We start from the raw sequence: 23039 nt of genomic DNA, 5'->3' as shown, positions 1-23039 counted from the left end.
CGGCGAAGCCGCCCACCCTACGAAAGCCACTTTCGTTCGGTCAGGAAGCCATGCGGTGCGCGAACAGCGCCTCCCACGTGGCCCCGATCTCGACGTACAGCGCCACCGCCGTCTCGACCCCGATCACCTGCGGCGCCCCCAGCCGGCTGGTGACCACGCCCGCGCGCCGCAGCAGGCGCTCGATCGCCGTGGTCGTCACCGTCACATAGCGCGCCAGGCCGTTCTCGTAGCCATGCCGGATGATGGCCTCGATCGACTCCATGGTCATCTCGGAGAAACCGTAGCTCCCCGTGCCGTCTGTCTCCAGCGCGAAGCGCGACAGCTCCCACACCAGCGGGTCGCTCGGCGGCTCGCGGCCTTCGAGCAGCTGCGGGAAGGAGTCCTTCAGCATGTACGGGCCTTCGGTCGGCAGCAGGCGCCAGCAGCCGCGCAGCATGCCGCCCGCCTCGCGCATCAGCATGTAGCGCGGCTCGAGCGCGTCGTAGCCGTCGATCTCCATGCCGGACAGGACCGGCACTTCCCAGCCCAGCCGCCCGCGGAATACCTTGGCGCGCAGCGTGTGCATTTCCCACAGATCCTTCGATTTGAATTCGCGGCGTGCAGCGATGTCGATCAGCATGCTCATGGTCGGCCCCTAGTCGAGTGGTGGATGGTCGTTGTAATGACTTATGCAATGCGCATACAAGATTTATGCAAGATGGGCAGTGCGGGAACTATCAGCTCTGCTAGGTGGCGGTGGAGGCGCGGACGGTGGAATACTTGCAATCTGCATAGACCGAACGGAAAGGGAGCGAATATGGCAAACGATATGATGTGCGAGGCACTGGCTGCGGAACTGGAAGCCCAGCAGCTTGCCCAGGGCGGTGGGCCGGCCCAGCAGGCCAGGCCGCACGACCTGCGGCGCCTGCGCATCGCCAAGCGTGAGAGCCAGGAGAAATTCTGGAGCCGCTTCGGGGTCACGCAGTCGAGCGGCAGCCGCTTCGAAACCGGCCTGGCCATCCCCGCCCCTGTCGCCATCCTGCTGCGCCTCTACGTCAACGGGCGTCTCAGCGATGGTGATCTTCAGGCGTGATCAGGCCCAGGGCGATCGCCTTGACGACCGCCTGCTGGCGGGTGTTGACGCCGAACTTCTGGCGCACGTTCGCGAGGTGAAAGTTGACGGTCGCCTCGGAGCAGTTGGTGATCCGGGCGACCTCCCATGAGGACTTCCCAAGCATGACCCATTGCAGGACCTCGAGCTCGCGCCGGGTCAGGCGCGGCGCCTCGGGCTCGGGTTTCGCCTCGCGAAAGCGCGCGGAGGAGGCGAAGGCATAGTCGCGGATCAGGGAAAGGCTCGGCATCGCCTCCGCGATCGCGCGCTCGAGCGGCACCCCGGGACGGGCGTCGCACACGAAGCTGATCACCCCGAACTCCCCTTGCGGGCCGTGCACCGGCAGCGTGACGCCGCTCCTGATGCCGTGGGCGCTGGCTTCCTCGTACAGCGCGTCGGACGCGCCCTTGCCGAAGGTGGACGGGGCCCAGACCAGGGGCAAGGTACTCGACAGGCAATGGCCGACGGTCGGGTCGACATAGGCGAAGCCATTGGCGTCGTAGCGGCTGCGCCATTCGCTCGAGTAGTTACTGCGCAAGAAAGCCGTTTCGAAACGCGCGTGGCGCGAGGGCACCACGCCGTACAGGACCTGGTCGAAGCCTTGGGCGCGCGCCAGCCCGAACAAACGTTCACACCACGAGAGGTCGGTCGGGGCCTCCAGCAAATCCATCAGCAGGGCATTGTCGATCATGGCACGTCGGGACAATAGTCGGTCAGCCATGCCTATGCTAGATGAATCGCGTCGCTGAACTCTCTCCGAAATTCACATCCAGACGTAAACACGACGAAATAACGTTCACGAATTGTCGTAACAACACAACATTGCTCCTAATCGTGCGCTGTCTTTTGGCCGGCTACGCTACCCTCCGCCAGATTGCCTTCAGTTATTTTCTTATTTGCAAGACTTCTTGACGGCCGAGCTACTTGACTAGAATTTTTACAAGAGTATCTTTCCATCGTTTCACATGACACATTCGCCGGCACTCCCGGGCCGAATGCGCCCTGTGCCCGCATCTCTCTACCCGCATATACCTATCACTTACCGAAACAAGGATCGAGTCGATGAATAACATGACCGACATGGGCGAACAGTTGGACGTCAAGCTGCTGCTCACGACGCTGATGGCGCTGAAGAAAGGCGACTTCTCGGTGCGCATGCCCTCGGACTGGACCGGGGTGTCCGGCAAGATCGCCGACACCCTGAACGACATCATCGAAACCAAGCAGAAGATGGTCGAGACGGTCACCGACGTCTCGCGCGTCGTCGGCCGCGAGGGTCACCTGACCCAGCGCGCCGACCTGCCGGGCGTGGTGGGCGGCTGGGCCACCATCATCAGTTCGGTCAACACCCTGATCGACGACCTGGTGCGCCCGACCACCGAGATGGCGCGCGTCATCGGCGCGGTGGCGAAGGGCGACCTGTCCCAGACCATGGCGCTGGAAGTCGACGGCCACCCGCTCAAGGGCCAGTACCTGCGCGCCGCGATGACCGCGAACACCATGGTGGAGCAGCTCTCCTCCTTCTCTTCCGAGGTGACGCGCGTGGCGCGCGAGGTGGGTACCGAGGGTAAGCTCGGCGGCCAGGCCCAGGTGAAGGGCGTGGCGGGTACCTGGAAGGACCTGACCGACTCGGTCAACTCGATGGCGGGTAACCTGACCTCGCAGGTGCGTAACATCGCGGAGGTGACCACCGCGGTGGCGAACGGCGACCTGTCCAAGAAGATCACGGTGGACGTGCGCGGCGAGATCCTGCAGCTGAAGGACACCATCAACGTCATGGTGGACCAGCTGCGCTCCTTCGCATCCGAGGTGACCCGCGTGGCGCGCGAGGTGGGTACCGAGGGCAAGCTCGGCGGCCAGGCCTACGTGCCGGGCGTGGGCGGCACCTGGAAGGACTTGACCGACAACGTGAACTTCATGGCGTCGAACCTGACGGGCCAGGTGCGTAACATCGCGGCGGTGACGACCGCGGTGGCGAACGGCGACCTGTCCAAGAAGATCACCGTGGACGTGAAGGGCGAGATTCTCGAACTGAAGAACACCATCAACGTCATGGTGGACCAGCTGTCCTCCTTCGCATCCGAAGTGACCCGCGTGGCGCGTGAGGTGGGTACCGAGGGCAAACTCGGCGGCCAGGCGCAGGTGAAGGGCGTCGCGGGTACCTGGAAGGACTTGACCGACTCGGTGAACTCGATGGCGGGTAACCTGACCGGCCAGGTGCGTAACATCGCGGACGTGACCACCGCGGTGGCGAACGGCGACCTGTCCAAGAAGATCACCGTGGACGTGAAAGGCGAGATTCTGGAGCTGAAGAACACCATCAACGTCATGGTCGACCAGCTGAACTCCTTCGCATCCGAGGTGACGCGCGTGGCGCGCGAGGTGGGTACCGAAGGTAAGCTCGGCGGCCAGGCGAACGTGCCGGGCGTGGGCGGCACCTGGAAGGACCTGACCGACAACGTCAACTTCATGGCCTCGAACCTGACGGGCCAGGTGCGTAATATCGCCGACGTGACGACCGCGGTGGCGAACGGCGACCTGTCCAAGAAGATCACCGTGGACGTCAAGGGCGAGATTCTGGAGCTGAAGAACACCATCAACGTCATGGTGGACCAGCTGTCCTCCTTCGCATCCGAGGTGACCCGCGTGGCGCGCGAGGTGGGTACCGAGGGCAAGCTGGGCGGCCAGGCCTATGTGCCGGGCGTGGGCGGCACCTGGAAGGACCTGACCGACAACGTGAACTTCATGGCCTCGAACCTGACGGGCCAGGTGCGTAACATCGCGGCGGTGACGACCGCGGTGGCGCGCGGCGACCTGTCCAAGAAGATCACCGTGGACGTGAAGGGCGAGATTCTCGAACTGAAGGACACCATCAACGTCATGGTGGACCAGCTGTCCTCCTTCGCGTCCGAAGTGACCCGCGTGGCGCGTGAGGTGGGTACCGAGGGCAAGCTGGGCGGCCAGGCGAACGTGTCGGGTGTCGGCGGCACCTGGAAGGACTTGACCGAGAACGTCAACCAGCTGGCGGCGAACCTGACCAACCAGATGCGCGCGATCGGCGAGGTGGCGACCGCGGTGACCCGTGGCGACCTCTCGCGCTCCATCCAGGTGGAAGCGCGCGGCGAGGTGTCCTACCTGAAGGACAACATCAACGAGATGATCCGCAACCTGAAGGAAACCACGCAGAAGAACGCGCAGCAGGACTGGCTCAAGACCAACCTGGCGCGCTTCACCCGCCTGCTGCAGGGCCAGCGCGACCTGCAGGCCGTGACCAAGCTGATCCTGTCGGAACTGGCCCCGCTGGTCTCGGCCCACCACGGCGTGTTCTACATGATGGACTCGCAGGAGACCGACGCGCGCCTGCGCATGATCGCCTCCTACGGCTACCGCAGCAGCCGCAAGCTGCCGACCTCCTTCCTGCCGGGCGAAGGCCTGGTGGGCCAGTGCGCGCTGGAGAAAACCCGCATCTGGCTGACCGACGTGCCGCGCGACTACATCGTGGTGTCCTCGGGCCTGGGCTCGGCGCCGCCGAACAACATCGTGGTGCTGCCGATCCTGTTCGAACAGCAGGTCAAGGCCGTCATCGAGATCGCCTCGCTCGACCGCTTCACCGAAACCCACCTGTCCTTCCTCGACCAGCTGATGGAATCGATCGGCGTGGTGCTGAACACCATCGAGGCGAACAGCCGTACCGAGTCGCTGCTGACCCAGTCCCAGTCGCTGGCCCAGGAACTGCAGCAGACCAACCAGGAACTGGCGGAAAAGGCGCGCCTGCTGTCCGAGCAGAACATCGAGGTGGAACGCAAGAACCGCGAGGTGGAGCAGGCCAAGCTGGCGCTGGAAGAAAAGGCGACCCAGCTGGCCCTGTCCTCGAAGTACAAGTCCGAGTTCCTGGCGAATATGTCGCACGAACTGAGGACTCCACTAAACTCCTTATTGATCCTGGCGCAGCAATTATCCGACAACCCGGAAGGCAACCTGTCGAGCCGCCAGGTGGAATTCGCGAAGACCATCCACGGCTCCGGTTCCGACCTGCTGACCCTGATTAACGACATCCTGGACCTGTCGAAGATCGAGTCCGGTACCGTCACCCTGGACGTGTCGGAATACCGCTTCTCGAACCTGCGCAACTACGTGGACCGTACCTTCCGCCACATGGCGGAAGCCAAGCACCTCGGCTTCCAGGTCGACCTGGCGGACAACCTGCCGACCGCCGTGATGACCGACACCACGCGCCTGCAGCAGGTCCTGAAGAACCTGCTGTCGAACGCCTTCAAGTTCACCAGCCACGGCCAGGTTTCGCTCACCATCAGCCTGGTCAACAGCGGCTGGACCGCCGACCACCCGAACCTGGTGCACGCGGACGCCGTGCTGGCCTTCTCGGTGCAGGATACCGGCGTGGGCATCCCGTCCGACAAGCTGCAGCTGATCTTCGAGGCATTCCAGCAGGCCGACGGCTCGACCGCGCGCAAATATGGCGGCACCGGCCTGGGCCTGTCGATCTCGCGCGAACTGGCGCGCCTGCTGGGCGGCGAGATCCGCGTGGAGTCGACCGTCAACGTCGGTTCGACCTTCACCCTCTACCTGCCCTACAACCGCGCCGGCTTCATCAACTACGAGCAGACCCGCCAGCCGCAGCCGGCCCGCCTGGCCCCGCCGCCGGCGCCAAGCCAGGTGGCCTCCCAGCCGGCCTCGCAGGAACTGCACGAGGTGGCGACCCTGGAAGCCATCGAATCGTCCTCGCTGGTCGAATACTCCTCGGTGCTGGACGACCGGGGCCTGGTGACCCCGGGCGACCCCTCGGTGCTGATCGTCGAGGACGACGAGCGCTTCGCCAAGGTGCTGCTCGACTTCGCGCGCGAGAAGAACTTCAAGGCCATCGTCACCCAGCGCGGCGACTCGGCCCTGTCGCTGGCCCGTGACTACCTGCCTTCGGCGATCCTGCTCGACATCGACCTGCCGGACATCGATGGCTTCACGGTGCTCGACCGCCTCAAGCGCGACCCGAACACCCGCCACATCCCGGTGCACGTGATGTCCTCGCTGCGCGAGCGCGAGCGCGCGCTGCGCCAGGGCGCCATCTCCTACATCAACAAGCCGGTCGGCCGCGAAGCGCTGCAGGAAGAATTCAAGCGCATCCAGAAGTTCCTGATGGGCGGCAAGCGCTCGCTGCTGGTGGTGGAAGACGACATGGCCCAGCGCGAGTCCATCGTGGCCCTGATCGGCAACACCGACATCCACATGGTGACCGTGGACACCGGCGCCGCCGCCCTGGAAGCGCTGGAAAGCCAGCATTTCGACTGCATGGTGCTGGACCTGACCCTGCCGGACATCTCGGGCTTCGAGCTGATGGATAGAATCACGAAGAACGAGCGCCTGCGCGACCTGCCGATCGTGATCTACACCGCCAAGGAACTCTCGCGCGGCGAAGTCACGAAGCTCAAGCGCTACGCCAAGACCATCGTGATCAAGGATGCCCGCTCGCCGGAACGCCTGCTGGACGAAACCGCCCTGTTCCTGCACCGCTCCCAGGCCAGCCTGCCGGAGCAGCAGCGCCGCATGCTCGAAGAGATCCATGCGCTCGACGGCGGCCTGGCCGGCCGCAAGGTGCTGATCGTCGACGACGACCTGCGCAACATCTTCGCGCTCTCGACCCTGCTGGAGCGCCAGCAGATGCAGGTGCTGTTCGCCGAGAACGGCCGCGACGGCATCGAGGTGCTGGAGAAGGATCCGACCATCGAGATCGTCCTGATGGACATCATGATGCCGGAGATGGACGGCTACGACACGATGCGCGCGATCCGCCGTATTCCGAAGTTCCGCTCGCTGCCCATCATCACCCTGACCGCGAAGGCGATGAAGGGTGACCGCGACAAGTGCATCGCCGCGGGCGCCTCGGACTACATCACCAAGCCGGTCGACGTGGCCCAGCTGCTGTCGATGATGCGGGTCTGGCTGCACTGATGACGGCGCGCGACATCAGCGGCTTCGCCGGCCTGGCCGAGCGCCAGGCGACGGAGGAGCTCGAGATCGAACTGCTGCTCGAGGCGCTGTACCAGCGCTTCGGCGTCGATTTCCGCGACTACGGGCGCGACCGGCTGCGCGAGCGCCTGCTCGCCCAGGTCGCCGCGCGCGGCCTGGCCACGCTCTCGAGCCTGCAGGAGCGGGTGCTGCACGAGGGCGGCGTGGCGGAAGACGTGGTGCGCGCCCTCGGCGTGCCGCCGGCGCCCCTGTTCGACCTGCCCGACGATACCCGGCGGCTGCGCACGGCGCTGGGCGACAGCCTGCGTCCGACCGCGCTGCCCAAGGTCTGGCTGGCGGAACCGGCCGGCGTGGCCGAGGCCTGGACGCTGGCGATCGTGCTGGCCGAGGAAAAGCTCTACGCCCGCACCCAGGTCTTCGCCACCGTCGGCAGCGACGAGCAGCTGGCCCGGATGCGGGTCGCTTCCCTGCCCGAGGCGGAACTGACGTCCTCGCAATCGCATTACATGGCCAGCGGCGGCAGCGGGCGCCTGGCGGATTACTTCGAGATTTCGAACGGCGAGGCGCGCCTGCTGCCGCGCCTGCGCGAACGGATCACCTGGGCGCAGTACAGCCTGGTGACGGACGCGTCCTTCAACGAGTTCCACGGCATCGTCTGCCGCCGCGCCCTGCCCGACTTCGGGCCGCTGCTGCGCCAGCGCGTGCTGCGCCTGTTCCGCGACAGCCTGTCGCTGTTCGGGGTGATGGGGCTGGACCGGGAACTGGAGTCGACGGATGCGGGAGTGGAGGATTACCAGCCGCTGTTCGGGGATGGGGGGTGGTACAAGCGTGTGCGGTGAACCGTAGGGTGGACCGGGGCGCGTAGCCGGGTTTCCCATCCGCGCGTTCAACTCAACTGTGTACGGCCACAACGCCGTTCCTTGCGACGCGTCGGAGATTTGAACGCGCGGACGGCAGAGCGTGATCCAGTCCACTGGACTGGATCACCCCTACGCCATGCGGTCGCGCCACGCCTGCAGGTGCGGCATCCCCTCCTCCCCCGGCCTGAACTTCATCAGCCCACGCGCAAACTCCAGCGCGCAGAAGGCCGTGATGTCGGCAATCGTGAACCGCTCCCCCGCCACATACGGGTGCTTGCCCAGCTCCCCATCCAGCCACCGCGCCGTATCGCGCATCTTCCTTCCCTGCGCCGCGCCGAACTCCGGAAACTGCGGCTGCTCCAGCACCGCCAGCCCCGGATGCGTGTGGCGTACGCAGTGCGCGATTTCCAGCATCAGGTGCAGCTCCACGCGCCGGTCGGCCATCTCGATGAAGGCCCGCTCGGTGGCATCCACGCCCATCAGGTTCGGTTCCGGATACAGGCCCTCGAGGTAGGTGCAGATGGCGCGCGTTTCGCTCAGGGCGCGGCCGTCATCCAGCACCAGCACGGGAATGCGGCCCATCGGGTTCAGCGCCAGGAATTCCGGGCTGCGGTGGCCGCCCGCGTTCAGGTCGACTTCGACGGTCTCGATGCCGGTGATGCCCTTGGCGGCCATGAACATGGCGACGCGCCGCGGGTTCGGCGCACGGGGACTGGTGTAGAGGCGCATCGGTTTTCCTTTTCAAATGGTCGACGCGCCATGATAGCCTGCCGGGCCCTAGGCCGGCACGCCCAGCGCGACGCCGCCGCTGGGCGCGCGCTCGGCCGCGATCCAGGCGTCGATCGCGTCCGCGCAGCCCGGCGGCAGGTGCAGGCCCAGCTTGCTGCGCCGCCAGAGAACGTCCTGGGCGCTGCGCGCCCATTCGTGCCGCACCAGGTAGCGCAGTTCGGCCGCATACAAACCGGGAACGATCTCGGCCCCCAGCCCGTCGAGGCTGCGCGCGCCGGCGAGCAGGGTGTCCACGCGGCTGCCATAGGCGCGCGCCCAGCGGCCCACCAGGCCGGGCGGCAGCCAGTCGAGCCGCCGCTGCAGGGCGGCCACCCAGCGGTCGAATTCGAGCACGCCGCGCTTGTCGGGCATCGCGCCGAACAGGTCGCCGCCGGGCAGCAAGGCGCCCGCAGTCCAGGCGGGCCGGGCGGAGACGAGGCTCGACGCGATCCAGTCGGTCGCCTCTTCGGCCAGCCGGCGATAGGTGGTGATCTTGCCGCCGAAGACCGACAGCAGGGGGGCGCCGGCGCTGTCGCGGCCCAGCGAATAGTCGCGCGTGGCGTCCGAGGCCTTGTCGGACGCGTCATCGAGCAGGGGCCGCACGCCGGAAAAGCTCCACACCACGCTTGACGGCCAGACCTGGCGCCGGAAGTAGCGGTTCGCGAGCGCGCACAGGTAGGAGGTTTCGGTGTCGGCGATCGCGACCTCGTCCGGGTCGCCGGTGAAGTCGAGGTCGGTGGTGCCGATCAGGGTGAAGACGCCCTCGTAGGGCATGGCGAAGACGATGCGCCCGTCCGGGTGCTGGAAGATGTAGGCATAGCTGTGGTCGAACAGGCGCGGCACCACGATGTGGCTGCCCTTCACGAGGCGCAGGCGCCGCCCTGCCTTTGGCGCGGCGCCACTGGCCACCGCATCGACTCTTCCCGCCCAGGGACCGGCGGCATTGACAAGGCAACGCGTGCGCACCCGCTTGCGGCCGCCATCCCCTTCCAGCGTGACCACCCAGTGCCGGGCATGCCGCTCGAAGCCGACGCAGCGCGTGCGGGTGCGCACCTCGGCGCCGCGCTCATGGGCGTCGAGGGCGTTGAGCACGACGAGACGCGCATCGTCGACCCAGCCGTCCGAATACACGAAGCCGCGCGTGAAGGCGGGTTTCAGGGGGCCGCCGGCGCGGTGCCCGGCCAGGTCGACCGCCCGCGAGGCGGGCAGGAATTCGCGCGGCGCCAGGCGGTCGTAGAGGAAGAGGCCGGCGCGGATCAGCCAGGCGGGCCGCTGGCCGCTATCGTGGGGCATCACGAAGCGCAGCGGGTGCATGATGTGGGGCGCGCTGCGCAGCAGGACCTCCCGCTCGGCCAGGGCCTTGCGTACCAGGCCGAACTCGTAGTGTTCGAGGTAGCGCAGGCCGCCGTGCACCAGCTTGCTGGACGCCGAGGAAGTGTGGGCGCCGAGGTCGTCCTTGTCGCACAGGAGCACGCGCAGGCCGCGCCCGGCCGCGTCGCGCGCGATGCCCGCGCCGTTGATGCCGCCGCCCACCACCAGCACGTCGTATTCGATACCGCCGTCTTCCACCATGTCTGCCTCCACGCCGAATCGTCCCAGTGTAGGGAGACGCCGGCAGGCCCTCTTTGCCTGTATCAATTATGCGGAGAATGCGCGTGCTCGTGTGTAAAATCGCCACATGCACATCACTCCCAGCGCCCAAGAGGTGCGCGCCTGGGTCCGCATGCCCTCGGGCAAGCGCCTGGACCTGCTCAACCCCACCCCCTTCGACTGGGACGACGCCGACCTGGCGCTGGGCCTCGCCCGCACCTACCGCTGGGGCGGACACTCGGCCTGGCCGCTGCCGCTGTCGGTGGCCCAGCATTCGATCGCCGTCATGCTGCTGCGGCGCGCCCTGGCTCCCCGCCCCTCGCCCGTCCAGGAGCTGCGCGAGCTGCTGCACGACGCCGAGGAAGGGCTGCTCGGCTTCGACGCGGTCTCCGTCATCAAGCCCTTCCTGGGCGAGGGTTTCCGGGCCCTGACCCGGCGCCTCGAGCACGCGGTATTCCTGCGCTACGGCCTGCCCGCCTGGACCGAGAAGGAGCACCGCCTGCACAAGCAGGCCGACCGCCTGGCCGCCGCGACCGAAGCCGTGCACGTCACCGGCTGGACCCCTGAAGAGGTGCGCAGCACCCTCAAGATCCGCGCCCGGGTGCTGGAGCGCGACCCGCTGGCCGATCACTACGGCTGCACGCCCTGGGAACCATGGGCGCCCCGCCTGGCCGCCGAGCGCTTCCTGGCCGAGCTGGAGCGCCTGAAGCGCGAGGCGGGACATGCGGCCTGACGACGCCGTCAGGCGCGCCGCCGCCCTGATCCAGGACGCCGACGGCCTGCTGGTCGCGGCCGGGGCCGGCATGGGCGTCGATTCCGGCCTGCCCGATTTTCGCGGGACAGGCGGCTTCTGGCGTGCCTACCCGCCCCTTGCGCGCCTGGGGCTGGCCTTCCACGAGATGGCCTGCCCCGACACGTTTGACACCGACCCGCGCCTGGCCTGGGGCTTCTATGGCCACCGCCTCGCGCTCTACCGCGCCACCACGCCGCATGCGGGCTTCGGCATCCTGCGCGCGATCGCGGCGCGCATGGCGCATGGCAGCTTCGTCTTCACCAGCAATGTCGACGGCCAGTTCCAGCGCGCCGGCTTCGCGGAAGATGCGGTGGTCGAATGCCACGGCTCGATCCACCACCTGCAATGCACGCGCCCCTGCGGCGAGGCGATCTGGCCGGCGGACGGCGTCGCGCCGGCAATCGACATGGATGCCTGCAGGCTGGTCTCGCCCCTGCCGGCCTGCCCACGCTGCGCGCTGCTTTCGCGGCCCAACATCCTGATGTTCGGCGACGGCGCCTGGCTGCCCCAGCGCAGCGAAGCGCAGTACGCGCGCTTCGCGCGCTGGCGCGCCAAGGTCGCCCGGCTGGCCGTGATCGAGCTCGGGGCGGGCGTTGACATACCGTCGGTCAGGCGAATGGCGGAGTCGCAGGGCGCGCCGGTGGTGCGCATCAATCCGCGCGAAGCGGCGGTGCGCCATGGCGTTGCTCTGGAGATGGGCGCACTACCGGCACTGCAGTTGCTGGCCGAGGCCTTGGGAATTGATAAAAATCAAATCTGAAAGCTAAGTGCCTGATTTTTTTGAACATTCGCCAATATCCACAAGATCTGTGGATAAAGATGTGGAAAAGCACTACTTGACAAGGCGAAAGTCCAGTAATGATGCGGGTTTCAACAAAATGCCCGTTCTGAAGGCAAAATCAAAGCCTCGTAAAATCAACGACTTACACACGCACTGCTTTCGTGCAACCTTAATACCTTAGGCAGATTCCTACAAAACACGCCGGCGGGGGATAAGTCGTCAACGTGCCCTCATCTGCGCTCATCTTGCGCGGTCATTTCCAGGCGCTTCTTGCCCGGTCCCTCACCATCATCCGGATGCTTTCCGGCACCGGTTTGCGCAGGTGCCGGGACTCGGCGTCGAGCCAGGCGGTTTCCTCGAAATGCTTGAGCATGGCCGGCGTAATGAAGCGCGTGCGCGCCGCATACACATGCCGGTCGCCCGTGGACGCCTGCTGCTTGATGAAGAAGCGGTTCGGCAGCACCAGGTGCAGGTGTTCGCGGGCGCGCGTCATCGCCACGTAGAGCAGGCGGCGCTCTTCCTCGATGTCATCCTGGTTCCCGGTCGCCATGTCCGATGGGATGCAGCCGTCCACCACATTCAGCACGTGCACCGATTTCCACTCCTGCCCCTTGCTCGAATGGATGGTCGAGAGGATCACGTAGTCTTCGTCAAGCAAGGGCGGCCCGGCGCGGTCGCTGGTGGCCTCGGGCGGGTCGAGCGTGATCTCGGCCAGGAAGGCTTCGCGCGAACCGTGGCCGCCCGCAAGCAGGGCCAGCTGCTCGACGTCGGCCGCGCGGACTTGCGCGTCGTCGTGCAGGCGCTCCAGGTGCGGCAGGTACCATTGTTTCACCAGCTCGATGTCGGCCGGCCAGCGCAGGCCGGGCGTACGCAGCCGTCGGTACAGGACGCAGAAGGCGTCCCAATCGACCTTGCTGCGCGCCGGCGGCGCGAAGCCCTCCAGCGCCGCGACCGGGTCGGGCGCTTGCGCGGCCGCGTCCAGCAGGCGTGTCGCGGTGGCCTGGCCGATGCCGGGGATCAGCTGCACGGTGCGGAAGCCCGCCAGGCGCCCGGCGGGGTTCTGCACGAAGCGCAGCACCGCCAGCACATCCTTGATGTGGGAGGCCTCGAGGAATTTCAGGCCGCCGAATTTGACGAAGGGGATGTTGCGGCGCATCAACTCGAGTTCCAGCGCCGCGCTGTGGCTGGCCGCGCGGAACAGCACGGCCTGCTGGGTGAGCTTGATGCCGGCCTCGCGGTGCTCGAGGATGCGGTTGCAGACCCAGCGCGCCTGCTCGGCCTCGTCGGGAATCAGGACCAGCTGCGGCTTGGCGCCGGATGCCTTGTCGGTCCACAGCGTCTTCGCATGGCGCTCCAGCGCGCCGGCGATCACCGCGTTGGAGGCGTCCAGGATGGGCTGGGTCGAGCGGTAGTTGCGCTCGAGCGTGATCACCTGCGCGGGACGGGTGAACTCGTTCGGGAAGTCGAGGATGTTGCGGATCGTCGCGCCGCGGAAGGCATAGATCGACTGGGCGTCGTCGCCCACCACCACCACGCCCTCGCCGCCCGGTTTCATGCCGGTGAGGATGGCGGCCTGCAGGCGGTTGGTGTCCTGGTATTCGTCGACCAGCACGTGGTCGAACAGGGCGCCGAGCTCCGGGCCCAGCACCGGGTCGCCGGCCATCTCGGCCCAGAACAGCAGCAGGTCGTCGTAGTCGAGCACGTTCTGCTCCTGCTTGGCGTCGACGTAGGCGCCGAACAGGGTCTTGAGCTGGCCTTCCCACTCGCCGCACCAGGGGAAGGTCGACTGCAGCACCTCCTCCAAAGGCGCGCGGCTGTTCACCACCCGCGAATAGATCGACAGGCAGGTACCCTTCAGCGGAAAGCGCCTGTCCATAGCCGTGTTTGACAGGCCGATCTCGTGGCGCACCATGCCCATCAGGTCTTCCGAGTCGCCGCGGTCGTGGATGGTGAAGGATTCGTCCAGGCCGATGCGGCCGGCGTATTCGCGCAGCAGGCGCGCGCCGATCGCGTGGAAGGTCCCGGCCCAGGGCAGCGTGATCGGGGAACCGGCGCCATTCCGGCCCAGCAGGCGCTGCAGCACGCCGCTGGCGCGCTGGCCCATCTCGCCCGCGGCGCGGCGCGAGAAGGTGAGCAGCAGGATGCGCTGGGGATCGGCGCCCGACTGGATCAGGCGCGCCACCCGGTGCGCCAGGGTATTGGTCTTGCCCGAGCCGGCGCCGGCCACGACCAGCAAGGGACGCACCAGCTCGGCGCCGATGTCATGCTCGACCGCGGCCCGCTGTTCGGCATTGAGACTGGCGAACGGGTCGCTTGGCAAGACAGGCTGGTCGAGGACGGCGGACATGGGAGCGGCTGGGTTGGACATGCCATACTGTACATTTATCCAGTTTTGTTGCGCAAGCAGAAATCCGGGCGCGTGCAAGCGCTGCCGCGTCGCGGGACGCCGACTTGCCGGCCGTCAGGTCATGCATTACATGCAAAAAAATCGCTAAGTCACGGATCTATAAAATATTTTCCGGATATCCACAAACTCTGTGAATAACTATGTGGAAAAGCGGGGGCTTGACACGCCGGACACGGCCATTGATGCGGCTCTCAACAATTTGCCTATTGGGAAGGCAGCGTTCATAGCCCCAAAAATCAAGGGTTTACATGCATGTCTCGCATACGCGTCAGGCTCATGCACAAAATTATCCTTAGGAAATTTTTGTGCATAAGCCCGCTCCGCCTGACCCGGCTTCGAACCGGGCCCGGCGGCAGCAGGGCCGGGTCAGGCCGGACTCAGGGAGGCGCCACCGCGGCGCTTCGACGGGTCGAGCAGGACACGGGTGATGATCCGGGTGTCGACCGCATGCGACTTCAGGAACTCGAGGGCCGACAGGGTGCCGGCCGCCCGCATCAGAAGGAGGGCGTCGTCGACGATGTCGCGCTGGCGCAAGTCGCGCCTGGCCTCGTTGGCGCTGTCGGAGACGGCGTGGAGAATACGCGGAGGATTCATCGTGCGCCTGCCCTTTCTGAGATGGATTGGTGGGGCTGCGAGCAGTATGGTCGAAGCCAAATCAATGTCAATACCCGATTTAGGTCAAAGGCGTGATTGTGTTTTCGTGCTTGGACCATACCAGGCGGGCAGCGCTGCGACACCGCCCGCCCACGCCGCCTACAATGGCCGCGCCAACCATCGACGAGCGAGGACACCATGAGCATGCAACCCGATCCCGACATGAATCCCGGCGACGAAGCCGAACCGGGCACGCCCGGCGCCGGCGAAGACGTCTGCGAAGTCTGCGCCGGCAGCGGCAAGCAGGCCGACGGCAAGCCCTGTCCGAACTGCGGCGGCAGCGGCCACGTGATGCGGGGGATCGGCGGCGGCTGAGACCGGCCGGGTCCGCGTGGACAGGGCGCAGGACGGACGGCGATAATGCGCCAATGGATTCCCCACCTCCCCGCCCCCGGCCCGCCTCGCTCACCGATCTCTTCGTCTCCTTCACCATCCTTGCCCTGCAAGGTTTCGGCGGCGTGCTGCCGGTCGTCCAGCGCGAGCTGGTCGAGCGCAAGCGCTGGCTGACGCACGAGGAGTTCGTCGAAGACTGGGCGGTGGCGCAGATCCTGCCCGGCCCGAACGTGGTCAACCTGGCCCTGACGCTCGGCGCGCGCTGGTTCGGCCTGCGCGGCGCGCTGGTTCGGCCTGCGCGGCGCGCTGGCGGCCATGGGCGGCCTGCTGGCCATGCCCCTGGTGCTGGTGCTGCTGCTGGCGGTCGTGCACGCGCAGTTCAAGGACGATCCGGCCATCGGCGGCGCCCTGCGCGGCATGGCGGCCGTCTCCGCCGGCCTGATCGCGGCGGCCGGCCTCAAGCTCTCCAGCGCGCTGGCCAGGAATCCCATTCCATTGCCCTGCTGCATCGCGATCGCGTCCGCCGGCTTCGTGCTGCTGGCCTGGCTGCGCGTCCCGCTGCTGTGGGTGCTGCCGCCGCTCGGCCTGCTCGGCTGCGTGCTGGCCTGGCGGCGCTTGCAGCCATGAACGCGCCGCAGCTGGTGTTCGGCTGGCACGACTGGCTCGACCTCTTCATCCACTACCTGATGCTGTCCCTGCTTTCGCTGGGCGGCGCGATCTCGGCCACGGGCGACATGCACCGCTACCTGGTCGAAGACAAGGGCTGGCTCAGCGAATCGCAGTTCAGCGAATCGATCGCCCTGGCCTAGGCCGCGCCCGGCCCTAATGTGCTGTTCGTCGCCCTGATGGGCTGGCACGTGGGCATGAACACGGGCAGCCTGGCGGCCGCCTTCCTCGGGGTGGCCACGACCATGGCCGGCATCCTGCTGCCGTCGACCGTCCTGACCTACCAGGTCGCCCAGTGGGGCCACCGCAACCGCGAGCTGCGCGCCGTGCGCGCCTTCAAGCTGGGCATGGCGCCGATGGTGATCGGCATGCTGCTGGCCACCAGCTGGCTGCTGGGCACCGCCAGCAGCCAGGGCGGCAAACGCGACTGGGCGCTCTGGCTGCTGGCCGGCGCGAGCTGCCTCGTGATCTGGCGCACCCGCCTGCACATCCTGTGGCTGCTGGCCCTGGGAGCCGTATTGGGGGCGTTCGGCGTCGTGTGACTGGCACGCATGCGCGCGGCAGGGCATACTGACGACATCGATAGTCACAAGCACAAGAAAATCATGCCCGACCTGCTCAATGAACACGCCTGCTTCGGCGGCGTGCAGCGCTTTCATTCCTTCGACTCCCAGGCGATCGGCCTGCCGATGCGCTATTCCGTCTACCTCCCGCCCGGCGCTGGCGACAAGCCGCTGCCGGTGCTGTTCTACCTGGCGGGCCTGACCTGCACCGAGGAGACCTTCATGATCAAGGCCGGCGCCCAGCGCGTGGCCGCCGAGGAAGGCATCATCCTGGTCGCGCCCGACACCAGCCCGCGCGGCGCCGGCGTGCCGGGCGAGACCGACAACTGGGACTTCGGCGTGGGCGCCGGCTTCTACGTCGATGCAGTGCAAGAGCCCTGGTCGCGCCACTACCGCATGTACAGCCACATCCTCGAGCTGCGCCAGCTGGTGCTCGACACGCTGCCGGCCGATCCGGCGCGCGTGGGCATCTTCGGGCATTCGATGGGCGGCCTCGGCGCCCTGATGCTGGCGCTGCGCAACCCGGACCTGTTCCGCTCGGTCTCCGCCTTCGCCCCGATCGCCGCGCCGATGCGCTGCCCCTGGGGCAGGAAGGCCTTCGGCGGCTACCTCGGGCCGGACGAAGCGCTCTGGCGCCAGTACGACGCCACCGAGCTGATGGCGGGAATGCAGGGCGCGCCCTTCCCCGGCGGGATCCTGATCGACCAGGGACTGGCCGACAAATTCCTGGCCGAACAGCTGTATCCGGAAGCCTTCGAGGCCGCCTGCCTGGGCGTGGGCCAGCCGCTGACCCTGCGCCGCCACGCCGGTTACGACCACGGCTACTACTTCATCTCGACCTTCGTCGAAGACCACCTGCGCTTCCACCGCCGCGTGCTCGGCTGAACGCGTCCCTGGCGACGGGCCGGAATCCACACCGGCCGTCCCTGCTTGAAACTGTTCCCTCCGCATCCTATAAAGAGATTGCCGGCATCCGCCGGCAATCTCGTCAATCATCCATGGAGGCCATCATGAATCTCATCAGGAGAGGCAGTTCCGCGCTCCCGGCCTACCGTCCGGCTAGCTTCGAGGATCAGTTCGGGCGCATGGTCGAGAGCATGTTCGAAGACTTTTTCGCACCGCTGGCGCAGGGCCGGCGCGGCCTGGGCAATGGCGCGATGGCGCCGCGCCTGGACGTGACGGAGACCGAGAAAACCTTCGAGATCCAGGCCGAACTTCCCGGCGTGGAGAAGGAGGACGTCAAGGTCTCGGTCGACGGCCAGCGTGTCACGATCGAAGCGCAATGCCGCAGGGCAAACGAACGCCGCGAAGGTGAAACCGTGGTGTATGCTGAACGCACCGCAAGCAGCTTTCAGCGCAGCTTTGCCCTGCCGACCGAGGTCGACGACACGACGGCGCAGGCAAGGCTCGAGAATGGCGTTCTTCACCTGAGCCTGCCGAAAAAGCAGGGCACGGAAGCACGCCGCCTCACCATCCAGTAGGCGTCCCCCGGACCAGCGCAGGCCCGGACAGGCCTGCCGCCGGACGGCCGCGCAACGCGTTGCGGCGCCCCGCCGCCACGCGGCGCGGCCGTTTACCATGTTTGTCAGCTGTCACCGTTGGAAACGCTGGACCATGCCGGACACCCAGGGCTACAAGGACCGCACCCACGCCGGCCGCGAGCTGGCGCAGCAGCTGCGCCGCCGGCTCGGCCCCGGCGAGCAGGAGGACCTGCTGGTGCTCGGACTGCCGCGCGGCGGCGTGCCGGTCGCCTTCGAAGTCGCGCGGCTGCTGGCCGCCGAGCTCGACGTCCTGCTGGTGCGCAAGCTGGGCATGCCGAACCAGGAAGAGTACGCCATGGGGGCGATCGGCAGCGGCGGCGTGCGCGTGCTGCAGCCGGGCATACCCGGGCTGATGGGCGTGACGCAGGAACAGGTTGAGGAAGTCACGCGGCGCGAGCTGGTCGAACTCGAACGGCGCGACCGGCGCTACCGGGGCGGACGCGCCGCGCCGCGCATCGCCGGACGCTGCGTGATCGTGGTCGACGACGGCATCGCCACCGGCGCGACCATGATGGCGGCGCTGCAGGTGCTGCGCCGCCAGGGCCCGGCCCGGCTGGTCGTGGCGGCTCCGGTCGGGGCGCCCGACACCGTCGGGCTGCTCGAGAACGAGGCGGACGAAGTGGTCTGTCCGCTGGCCCCGCCGCGCTTCCAGGCGGTCGGGCAGTTCTACCAGGCCTTCGGGCAGACCGGCGACGAGGAAGTGCAGGATTTACTGGCGCAGGCATGGGCGAAGCCCGGCGCGCAGGATCAGAACAACAGAAAGGAGCGGACATGAAACCAATTCCAACCGAGACGGCAACCGATGTGGGCAGTGTGGGCAAGTGGCTGGGCGCAGCCGCGGCGGGCGCGCTCCTGATGTACCTGCTCGACCCCGAACGCGGGTCGGCGCGGCGCTCGCGCGCGGTGTCCGCGCTGAAGAGCGGCGCCGCGCGCACGGGCAGGACGGTCGACCACGCCCTGCACAGCGCCGGCGAAAGCCTCGGCGCACTCGGCGGCAGTGCAGCCGACGCCATCTCGCGCGGAGCCGGCAAGCTGCAGGCCCAGGCCGCGCCGCTGCTCGACCGCGTCCGTCACGGTGCGCACGAGGCCGAAGAGCGCGTCGCGGCCGAAGCCGATCATGCGCGCGAGCGCGCCCGCCGCGAAGCGCAGGCAGCGCAGGAACGCTACGAGGCCGAGCGCTCCTGGGCCAGCCGCAACCGCTACGACCACGACGAGCGCTATGGCCATGGCGGCGGCCTGGCGGGCGTGCTCCAGGACCTGGGCGAGCGCCTCGGCGGCGCCTTCGGCGCAGGCCGCGGCACCGATTCCGCCCTGCTCGGCGGCAGCCTGCTGGGACTGCTCGGCGTGATGCGGCGCAATCCCGCCGGCCTGCTGGTCGGCCTGGCCGGCCTGGCCCTCCTGATGCGCAGCAGCACGCACCGCTACTCGGTCGGCAGCCTGGCGCTGCCGAAGACCCGGCAGGCCGGCGAAACGACGCCCTACCTGCCGTCCAATGCCGAGCCGGGCAGCCGCACCCTGCACTGACAGCCATGCGCCATGGTCACCGTCACCGCCTATGAAACCGGCGCCATCCGCGCCGCCGCCCATCCGCTCAGCGGGGGTGACGCCGACTACGACCCGCTGCTCGCGCTGGTCGGCGACGCCCGCTTCGTCCTGCTGGGCGAAGCGACCCACGGCACCGCCGAGTTCTACGACGAGCGTGCACGCATCACCCAACGCCTGATCGAAGAGAAGGGCTTTACGGCAGTCGCGGTGGAGGCCGACTGGCCGGACGCCTGGCGCGTCAACCGCTACGTGCGCGGCGAAGGCAGCGACGAGGACGGCCGCGCGGCCCTAGGAGGCTTCGAACGCTTCCCGGCCTGGATGTGGCGCAATACCTCGGTCCTGAATTTCGTCGAGTGGCTCCGCCAGCGCAACGACCGCGCCGGCAAGGACAAGGCCGGCTTCTACGGCCTCGACCTGTACAGCCTGTTCACCTCGATCCAGGAAGTGCTGCGCTACCTCGAGCAGGTCGACCCTGTAGCGGCCGAGGAAACCCGGCGCCGCTACGCCTGCTTCGACCACTACGGCGAAGACAGCCAGCACTACGGCTACGCCACCGGCGTCGGCCTGTCCGAATCCTGCCAGCAGGGCGTACACGCGGCGCTCACCGAACTGCAGCAACGCGCCTTCGACTATATGCGCGATGGCGGCGCCGGCGAGGCCAGCCCCGAGGACGCCTTCTTCTACGCCCAGCAGAATGCGCGCCTGGTCAAGAACGCCGAAGAGTATTACCGCACCATGTTCCGCGGCCGCATCTCGTCCTGGAACCTGCGCGACAGCCACATGGCCGACACCCTGGACGCGCTCGCGCGCCATCTTTCGCGCGAAGGCAAGCCCGCCAGGATCGTCGTGTGGGAACACAACTCCCATATCGGCGACGCGCGCGCCACCGAGATCGGGCGCCAGGGCGAGTGGAACGTCGGCGAGCTGGCGCGCAAGGCCTACGGCCGGGACGCCTGCCTGATCGGCTTCAGCACCTACGACGGGCGGGTGACGGCCGCTTCGGAATGGGACGGCCCGGCCCTGCACAAGCACGTACGCCCGGGGATGCCGGGCAGCTACGAGCACCTGCTGCACGAGGTGGGAATGGAACGCTTCTTCCTGCCGCTGCGCGATCCCGGACCGGCGCGCGACGTGCTCATGGAGGAACGCCTGGAGCGCGCGATCGGCGTGCTCTACCTGCCGCGCACCGAGCGCCAGAGCCATTACTTCATGGCCCAGCTGCCGCGCCAGTTCGATGGGATCATCCACATCGACCGCACCAGTGCGGTGACGCCGCTGGACGCGACGAGCGGGTGGCATTCCGGGGAGCCGCCGGAGACCTACCCTCAGGGCTTGTGATCTGCCCACCAACGAAAGCCACATCAGACTTCGAAGAAGGCGTAACCGTTCCTCCCCTTCCCCTTTGCCGCATACAGCCCGCTGTCGGCCGCCGCCAGCAACTGCTCCTGGTTCTGCGTCGGCATCGACAGCGCCACGCCCACGCTGGTCGAGGCCTGCACCAGCCCCGCGCTGGTCCGGAAGGGCGTGCGCATCGCCTCGACGATCTTGGCGGCGATGCGCTCGGCCTCGACCCTCCCCCCGATCTCCTCGAGGATGACGACGAACTCGTCCCCCGACAGCCGGGCCGGCGTGTCGGTGGCGCGCACGCCCACCGTCAGGCGGCGCGCGAACTCCTTCAGCACCTCGTCGCCCACGCCGTGGCCGTGGGTGTCGTTGATGCGCTTGAAGTGGTCGATGTCGAGGTAGGCCAGGGCCAGCGGCCGGCCGCTCCTGCGTGCGCGATCGAGGGCGTGGTGCAGGCTCTCGCCGAACATGCGGCGGTTGGCGATGCCGGTCAGGGTGTCGATGCGCGCGAGCTGCTGCAGCTGTTCCTCGACTTCCTTCACGTGGGTCATGTCGTGCACCAGCGAATACACGCCGGCCACGCTGCCGTCCGGCTGCAAATCGGGGATATAGGTCGCCTGCAGGATGCGCGGATCGCCGCGCACCGGGATGCGGATCTCATGGGTCACGCTGTGTCCCGCGAAAGCTTGTTCCAGGTGCGGGAAGACCTCGGCCGCGATGCCATCGCCCAGCAGGCTGGACACCGGCATGCCTTCGAGCTGCTCCGGCGTCACCCCGAACCACTTTTCGTAGGTGGCGTTCCCGAACTGGAAACGGTGCTCGCGGTCCATGTAGGAGATCAGCACGGGCAGGTTGTCGGCGATGAGGCGCAGGCGCTTCTCGCTGGCCGCGCGCCCGCTCTCGGCGCGCTCGCGTTCGGCCATGAGGGCGTGGAAGGCCCGGCCCAGCTCGCCGATCTCGTCCCTGCGGCCGTCGCGCAGCACCTCGATCTCGGCGCCGTCGTGACGGATCGCGGCCACGTTGTCGCGCAGTTCCTGCAGGGGTGCGAGCAGGCGGAACACCAGCACCCAGGCCAGCAGCCCGGCGGCCAGCGCCAGCCCGCCCGCGCTGAAGAAGGCATTGTGGCGCATCGCGGCCATCGGCGCGAAGGCTTCCCGCTGCGGATAGCGCGCCGCCAGGATCCAGCCGGTCGTGCGCAGGCGCTTGTAGGCGTAGATCGATTCGGTCCCGTCCTTGCTGCGCGCCTCCAGCCAGCCTTCGAAACCGGCCAGCGCCCTGTCGGTCCCGTAGTTGCTTCCCGGGGTGCTGCTGACATGTTCGAACAGGCGCGACTGGTCCGGGTGGTCGATCACGACGCCCTCGGCGGTCATGATGAAGAGGTAACCGGACTTGCCCGGCTTGAGCGCGCCGATCTGGCGCAGGAAGCCGGAGCGGCGCAGGTCCACGCTGCCGGTCAGCACCGCGACCACGGCCCCCGACTCGTCCTTGACCGGCGTGCTGAACACCACGATGTGGTTGCCCGTCAGGCGGCTGCGCATGGGCCGGGAGATCACGCTGCGGCGTTCTTCCAGCGCCCTGTCGAAGTAGTCGGTGCCGCGCGCATTCAGGGAGGTCGGTCCGGGCAGTTCGCGCAGCGAGAGCTTCATGTCGCCCTCGCTGTCGAACACCACCAGGTTCAGGTACTCATCGGCGCCCCACAGGCGCACCTGGCCGGCGAGGAAGGCAGGCAGGTTCTTCCAGTCGGTGCGCAGCGCCGGTGGAATCCCGGCGCCCAGCGCCTCGATCTGGGCCATGCGCGCGCCGATGCGGTCGTCCATGAAGGAAGCAGCCCCCGCCAGCATCGTGTACTGCTGGTCACCGATCACCGACTTCATGCCGCGTTCGGCGACCGAGAGGGTCGATAGCGTCACCAGCAAGGTCGCGGCGAATACCAGGGCCGCAGCGACGCATGCCAGGCGCAGCTTCAGATTGGCGGACCTCAGGCGCGACCTTGATATCACCATGAAATTTGACGGAAATGCTCAGTAGAATGACAAAGTATTACATATTCCCTGGTCCTGACGAGTTTCATTCCGCGTTGCAATTGTATATAACACTTACTCGTGAGACATTGCAAGCTGGC

The 23039-nt window shown here is 67.4% G+C and carries 18 protein-coding genes and 2 pseudogenes; 13 read left to right on the top strand and 7 right to left on the bottom strand.

Annotated elements, in window-relative coordinates:
- Positions 1-40 precede the first annotated feature (40 nt).
- On the bottom strand, positions 41-625 hold the full coding sequence (locus tag NX780_RS19230; RefSeq protein ID WP_307732958.1) for an acyl-homoserine-lactone synthase: 585 nt from the start codon (positions 623-625) through the stop codon (positions 41-43).
- Positions 626-796: 171 nt separating this feature from the next.
- Here NX780_RS19230 and NX780_RS19225 point away from each other — a divergent pair, with 171 nt between their 5' ends.
- Entirely contained in the window at positions 797-1072 is a 276-nt protein-coding gene (locus NX780_RS19225) for a helix-turn-helix domain-containing protein (RefSeq protein ID WP_258829490.1), read from the top strand.
- Here NX780_RS19225 and NX780_RS19220 read toward each other — a convergent pair.
- The gene (locus NX780_RS19220; protein WP_258829489.1) at positions 1047-1781 is read right to left on the bottom strand and encodes a helix-turn-helix transcriptional regulator; all 735 of its coding nucleotides are present in this window, start codon (positions 1779-1781) and stop codon (positions 1047-1049) included. The genes NX780_RS19225 and NX780_RS19220 overlap by 26 nt on opposite strands.
- Before the next feature lie 371 nt (positions 1782-2152).
- Here NX780_RS19220 and NX780_RS19215 point away from each other — a divergent pair, with 371 nt between their 5' ends.
- Positions 2153-7054: a response regulator gene (locus tag NX780_RS19215; RefSeq protein ID WP_258829488.1), complete on the top strand. Its 4902-nt coding sequence runs from the start codon at positions 2153-2155 to the stop codon at positions 7052-7054.
- Positions 7054-7911 (top strand): protein-glutamate O-methyltransferase CheR, encoded by an 858-nt coding sequence (locus tag NX780_RS19210; protein WP_258829487.1) that lies wholly within the window; start codon positions 7054-7056, stop codon positions 7909-7911. The genes NX780_RS19215 and NX780_RS19210 overlap by 1 nt, the downstream gene beginning before the upstream one ends.
- A 150-nt stretch (positions 7912-8061) precedes the next feature.
- Here NX780_RS19210 and NX780_RS19205 read toward each other — a convergent pair whose 3' ends face one another.
- Complete coding sequence (locus NX780_RS19205; protein WP_258829486.1) at positions 8062-8661, bottom strand: glutathione S-transferase family protein; 600 nt, start codon at positions 8659-8661, stop codon at positions 8062-8064.
- A 48-nt stretch (positions 8662-8709) separates the two neighbouring features.
- Positions 8710-10272 carry a glycerol-3-phosphate dehydrogenase gene (glpD, locus tag NX780_RS19200; RefSeq protein ID WP_258829485.1) on the bottom strand — a complete coding sequence of 521 codons (1563 nt, stop codon included), beginning with the start codon at positions 10270-10272 and terminating at the stop codon, positions 8710-8712.
- Positions 10273-10378: 106 nt separating this feature from the next.
- On the opposite strand from glpD, the gene NX780_RS19195 reads away from it, so the two are divergent.
- A complete protein-coding gene (locus NX780_RS19195; protein ID WP_258829484.1) occupies positions 10379-11023 on the top strand; it encodes a phosphohydrolase in 645 nt (214 codons plus the stop codon).
- Complete coding sequence (locus NX780_RS19190) at positions 11013-11843, top strand: SIR2 family NAD-dependent protein deacylase (RefSeq protein WP_258829483.1); 831 nt, start codon at positions 11013-11015, stop codon at positions 11841-11843. Before NX780_RS19195 ends, NX780_RS19190 begins: the two co-directional genes overlap by 11 nt.
- 274 nt (positions 11844-12117) lie before the next feature.
- Here the strand turns inward: NX780_RS19190 and NX780_RS19185 are convergent, their stop codons facing one another.
- Positions 12118-14211 (bottom strand): ATP-dependent helicase, encoded by a 2094-nt coding sequence (locus NX780_RS19185; RefSeq protein ID WP_258829482.1) that lies wholly within the window; start codon positions 14209-14211, stop codon positions 12118-12120.
- Between the two features lie 426 nt (positions 14212-14637).
- Entirely contained in the window at positions 14638-14865 is a 228-nt protein-coding gene (locus tag NX780_RS19180; protein ID WP_258829481.1) for a hypothetical protein, read from the bottom strand.
- Positions 14866-15063: 198 nt separating this feature from the next.
- On the opposite strand from NX780_RS19180, the gene NX780_RS19175 reads away from it, so the two are divergent.
- From NX780_RS19175 to NX780_RS19140, 8 genes and pseudogenes are all read left to right on the top strand, one after another.
- Complete coding sequence (locus NX780_RS19175) at positions 15064-15240, top strand: hypothetical protein (RefSeq protein WP_258829504.1); 177 nt, start codon at positions 15064-15066, stop codon at positions 15238-15240.
- A 53-nt stretch (positions 15241-15293) separates the two neighbouring features.
- A pseudogene (locus NX780_RS19170) lies at positions 15294-15885 on the top strand (chromate transporter).
- A pseudogene (locus NX780_RS19165) lies at positions 15882-16466 on the top strand (chromate transporter). The pseudogenes NX780_RS19170 and NX780_RS19165 overlap by 4 nt, the downstream one beginning before the upstream one ends.
- Positions 16467-16529: 63 nt before the next feature.
- On the top strand, positions 16530-17372 hold the full coding sequence (gene fghA, locus NX780_RS19160; protein WP_258829480.1) for an S-formylglutathione hydrolase: 843 nt from the start codon (positions 16530-16532) through the stop codon (positions 17370-17372).
- Positions 17373-17497: 125 nt separating this feature from the next.
- Positions 17498-17968: an Hsp20/alpha crystallin family protein gene (locus NX780_RS19155; protein WP_258829479.1), complete on the top strand. Its 471-nt coding sequence runs from the start codon at positions 17498-17500 to the stop codon at positions 17966-17968.
- A 133-nt stretch (positions 17969-18101) separates the two neighbouring features.
- On the top strand, positions 18102-18803 hold the full coding sequence (locus NX780_RS19150; RefSeq protein ID WP_258829478.1) for a phosphoribosyltransferase: 702 nt from the start codon (positions 18102-18104) through the stop codon (positions 18801-18803).
- Positions 18800-19552, top strand: coding sequence for a hypothetical protein (locus tag NX780_RS19145; RefSeq protein WP_258829477.1), 753 nt, complete (start codon positions 18800-18802; stop codon positions 19550-19552). Before NX780_RS19150 ends, NX780_RS19145 begins: the two co-directional genes overlap by 4 nt.
- A gap of 12 nt (positions 19553-19564) precedes the next feature.
- Positions 19565-20911: an erythromycin esterase family protein gene (locus tag NX780_RS19140; protein ID WP_258829476.1), complete on the top strand. Its 1347-nt coding sequence runs from the start codon at positions 19565-19567 to the stop codon at positions 20909-20911.
- 23 nt (positions 20912-20934) lie between these two features.
- On the opposite strand, the gene NX780_RS19135 is transcribed toward NX780_RS19140, so the two are convergent.
- Complete coding sequence (locus tag NX780_RS19135; RefSeq protein WP_258829475.1) at positions 20935-22920, bottom strand: diguanylate cyclase domain-containing protein; 1986 nt, start codon at positions 22918-22920, stop codon at positions 20935-20937.
- Positions 22921-23039: the final 119 nt, after the last annotated feature.

This window comes from Massilia agri (assembly GCF_024753255.1).
Taxonomy (GTDB): Bacteria; Pseudomonadota; Gammaproteobacteria; order Burkholderiales; family Burkholderiaceae_D; genus Telluria; species Telluria agri.
Note: the sequence above shows the minus strand (reverse complement) of the source record. Positions and strands in the feature narration are given on the sequence as shown.

Bases quoted from the DNA above. Each gene is read 5' to 3' on its own strand.
- NX780_RS19195 (WP_258829484.1), top strand. From the start codon at position 10,379: ATGCACATCACTCCCAGCGCCCAAGAGGTGCGCGCCTGGGTCCGCATG.
- NX780_RS19155 (WP_258829479.1), top strand. From the start codon at position 17,498: ATGAATCTCATCAGGAGAGGCAGTTCCGCGCTCCCGGCCTACCGTCCG.
- NX780_RS19150 (WP_258829478.1), top strand. From the start codon at position 18,102: ATGCCGGACACCCAGGGCTACAAGGACCGCACCCACGCCGGCCGCGAG.
- NX780_RS19225 (WP_258829490.1), top strand. From the start codon at position 797: ATGGCAAACGATATGATGTGCGAGGCACTGGCTGCGGAACTGGAAGCC.
- NX780_RS19185 (WP_258829482.1), bottom strand. From the start codon at position 14,211: ATGTCCGCCGTCCTCGACCAGCCTGTCTTGCCAAGCGACCCGTTCGCC.
- NX780_RS19205 (WP_258829486.1), bottom strand. From the start codon at position 8,661: ATGCGCCTCTACACCAGTCCCCGTGCGCCGAACCCGCGGCGCGTCGCC.
- NX780_RS19140 (WP_258829476.1), top strand. From the start codon at position 19,565: ATGGTCACCGTCACCGCCTATGAAACCGGCGCCATCCGCGCCGCCGCC.
- NX780_RS19145 (WP_258829477.1), top strand. From the start codon at position 18,800: ATGAAACCAATTCCAACCGAGACGGCAACCGATGTGGGCAGTGTGGGC.
- NX780_RS19230 (WP_307732958.1), bottom strand. From the start codon at position 625: ATGAGCATGCTGATCGACATCGCTGCACGCCGCGAATTCAAATCGAAG.
- NX780_RS19175 (WP_258829504.1), top strand. From the start codon at position 15,064: ATGAGCATGCAACCCGATCCCGACATGAATCCCGGCGACGAAGCCGAA.
- NX780_RS19135 (WP_258829475.1), bottom strand. From the start codon at position 22,920: ATGGTGATATCAAGGTCGCGCCTGAGGTCCGCCAATCTGAAGCTGCGC.
- NX780_RS19220 (WP_258829489.1), bottom strand. From the start codon at position 1,781: ATGATCGACAATGCCCTGCTGATGGATTTGCTGGAGGCCCCGACCGAC.
- glpD (WP_258829485.1), bottom strand. From the start codon at position 10,272: ATGGTGGAAGACGGCGGTATCGAATACGACGTGCTGGTGGTGGGCGGC.
- NX780_RS19190 (WP_258829483.1), top strand. From the start codon at position 11,013: ATGCGGCCTGACGACGCCGTCAGGCGCGCCGCCGCCCTGATCCAGGAC.
- NX780_RS19180 (WP_258829481.1), bottom strand. From the start codon at position 14,865: ATGAATCCTCCGCGTATTCTCCACGCCGTCTCCGACAGCGCCAACGAG.
- NX780_RS19215 (WP_258829488.1), top strand. From the start codon at position 2,153: ATGAATAACATGACCGACATGGGCGAACAGTTGGACGTCAAGCTGCTG.
- fghA (WP_258829480.1), top strand. From the start codon at position 16,530: ATGCCCGACCTGCTCAATGAACACGCCTGCTTCGGCGGCGTGCAGCGC.
- NX780_RS19210 (WP_258829487.1), top strand. From the start codon at position 7,054: ATGACGGCGCGCGACATCAGCGGCTTCGCCGGCCTGGCCGAGCGCCAG.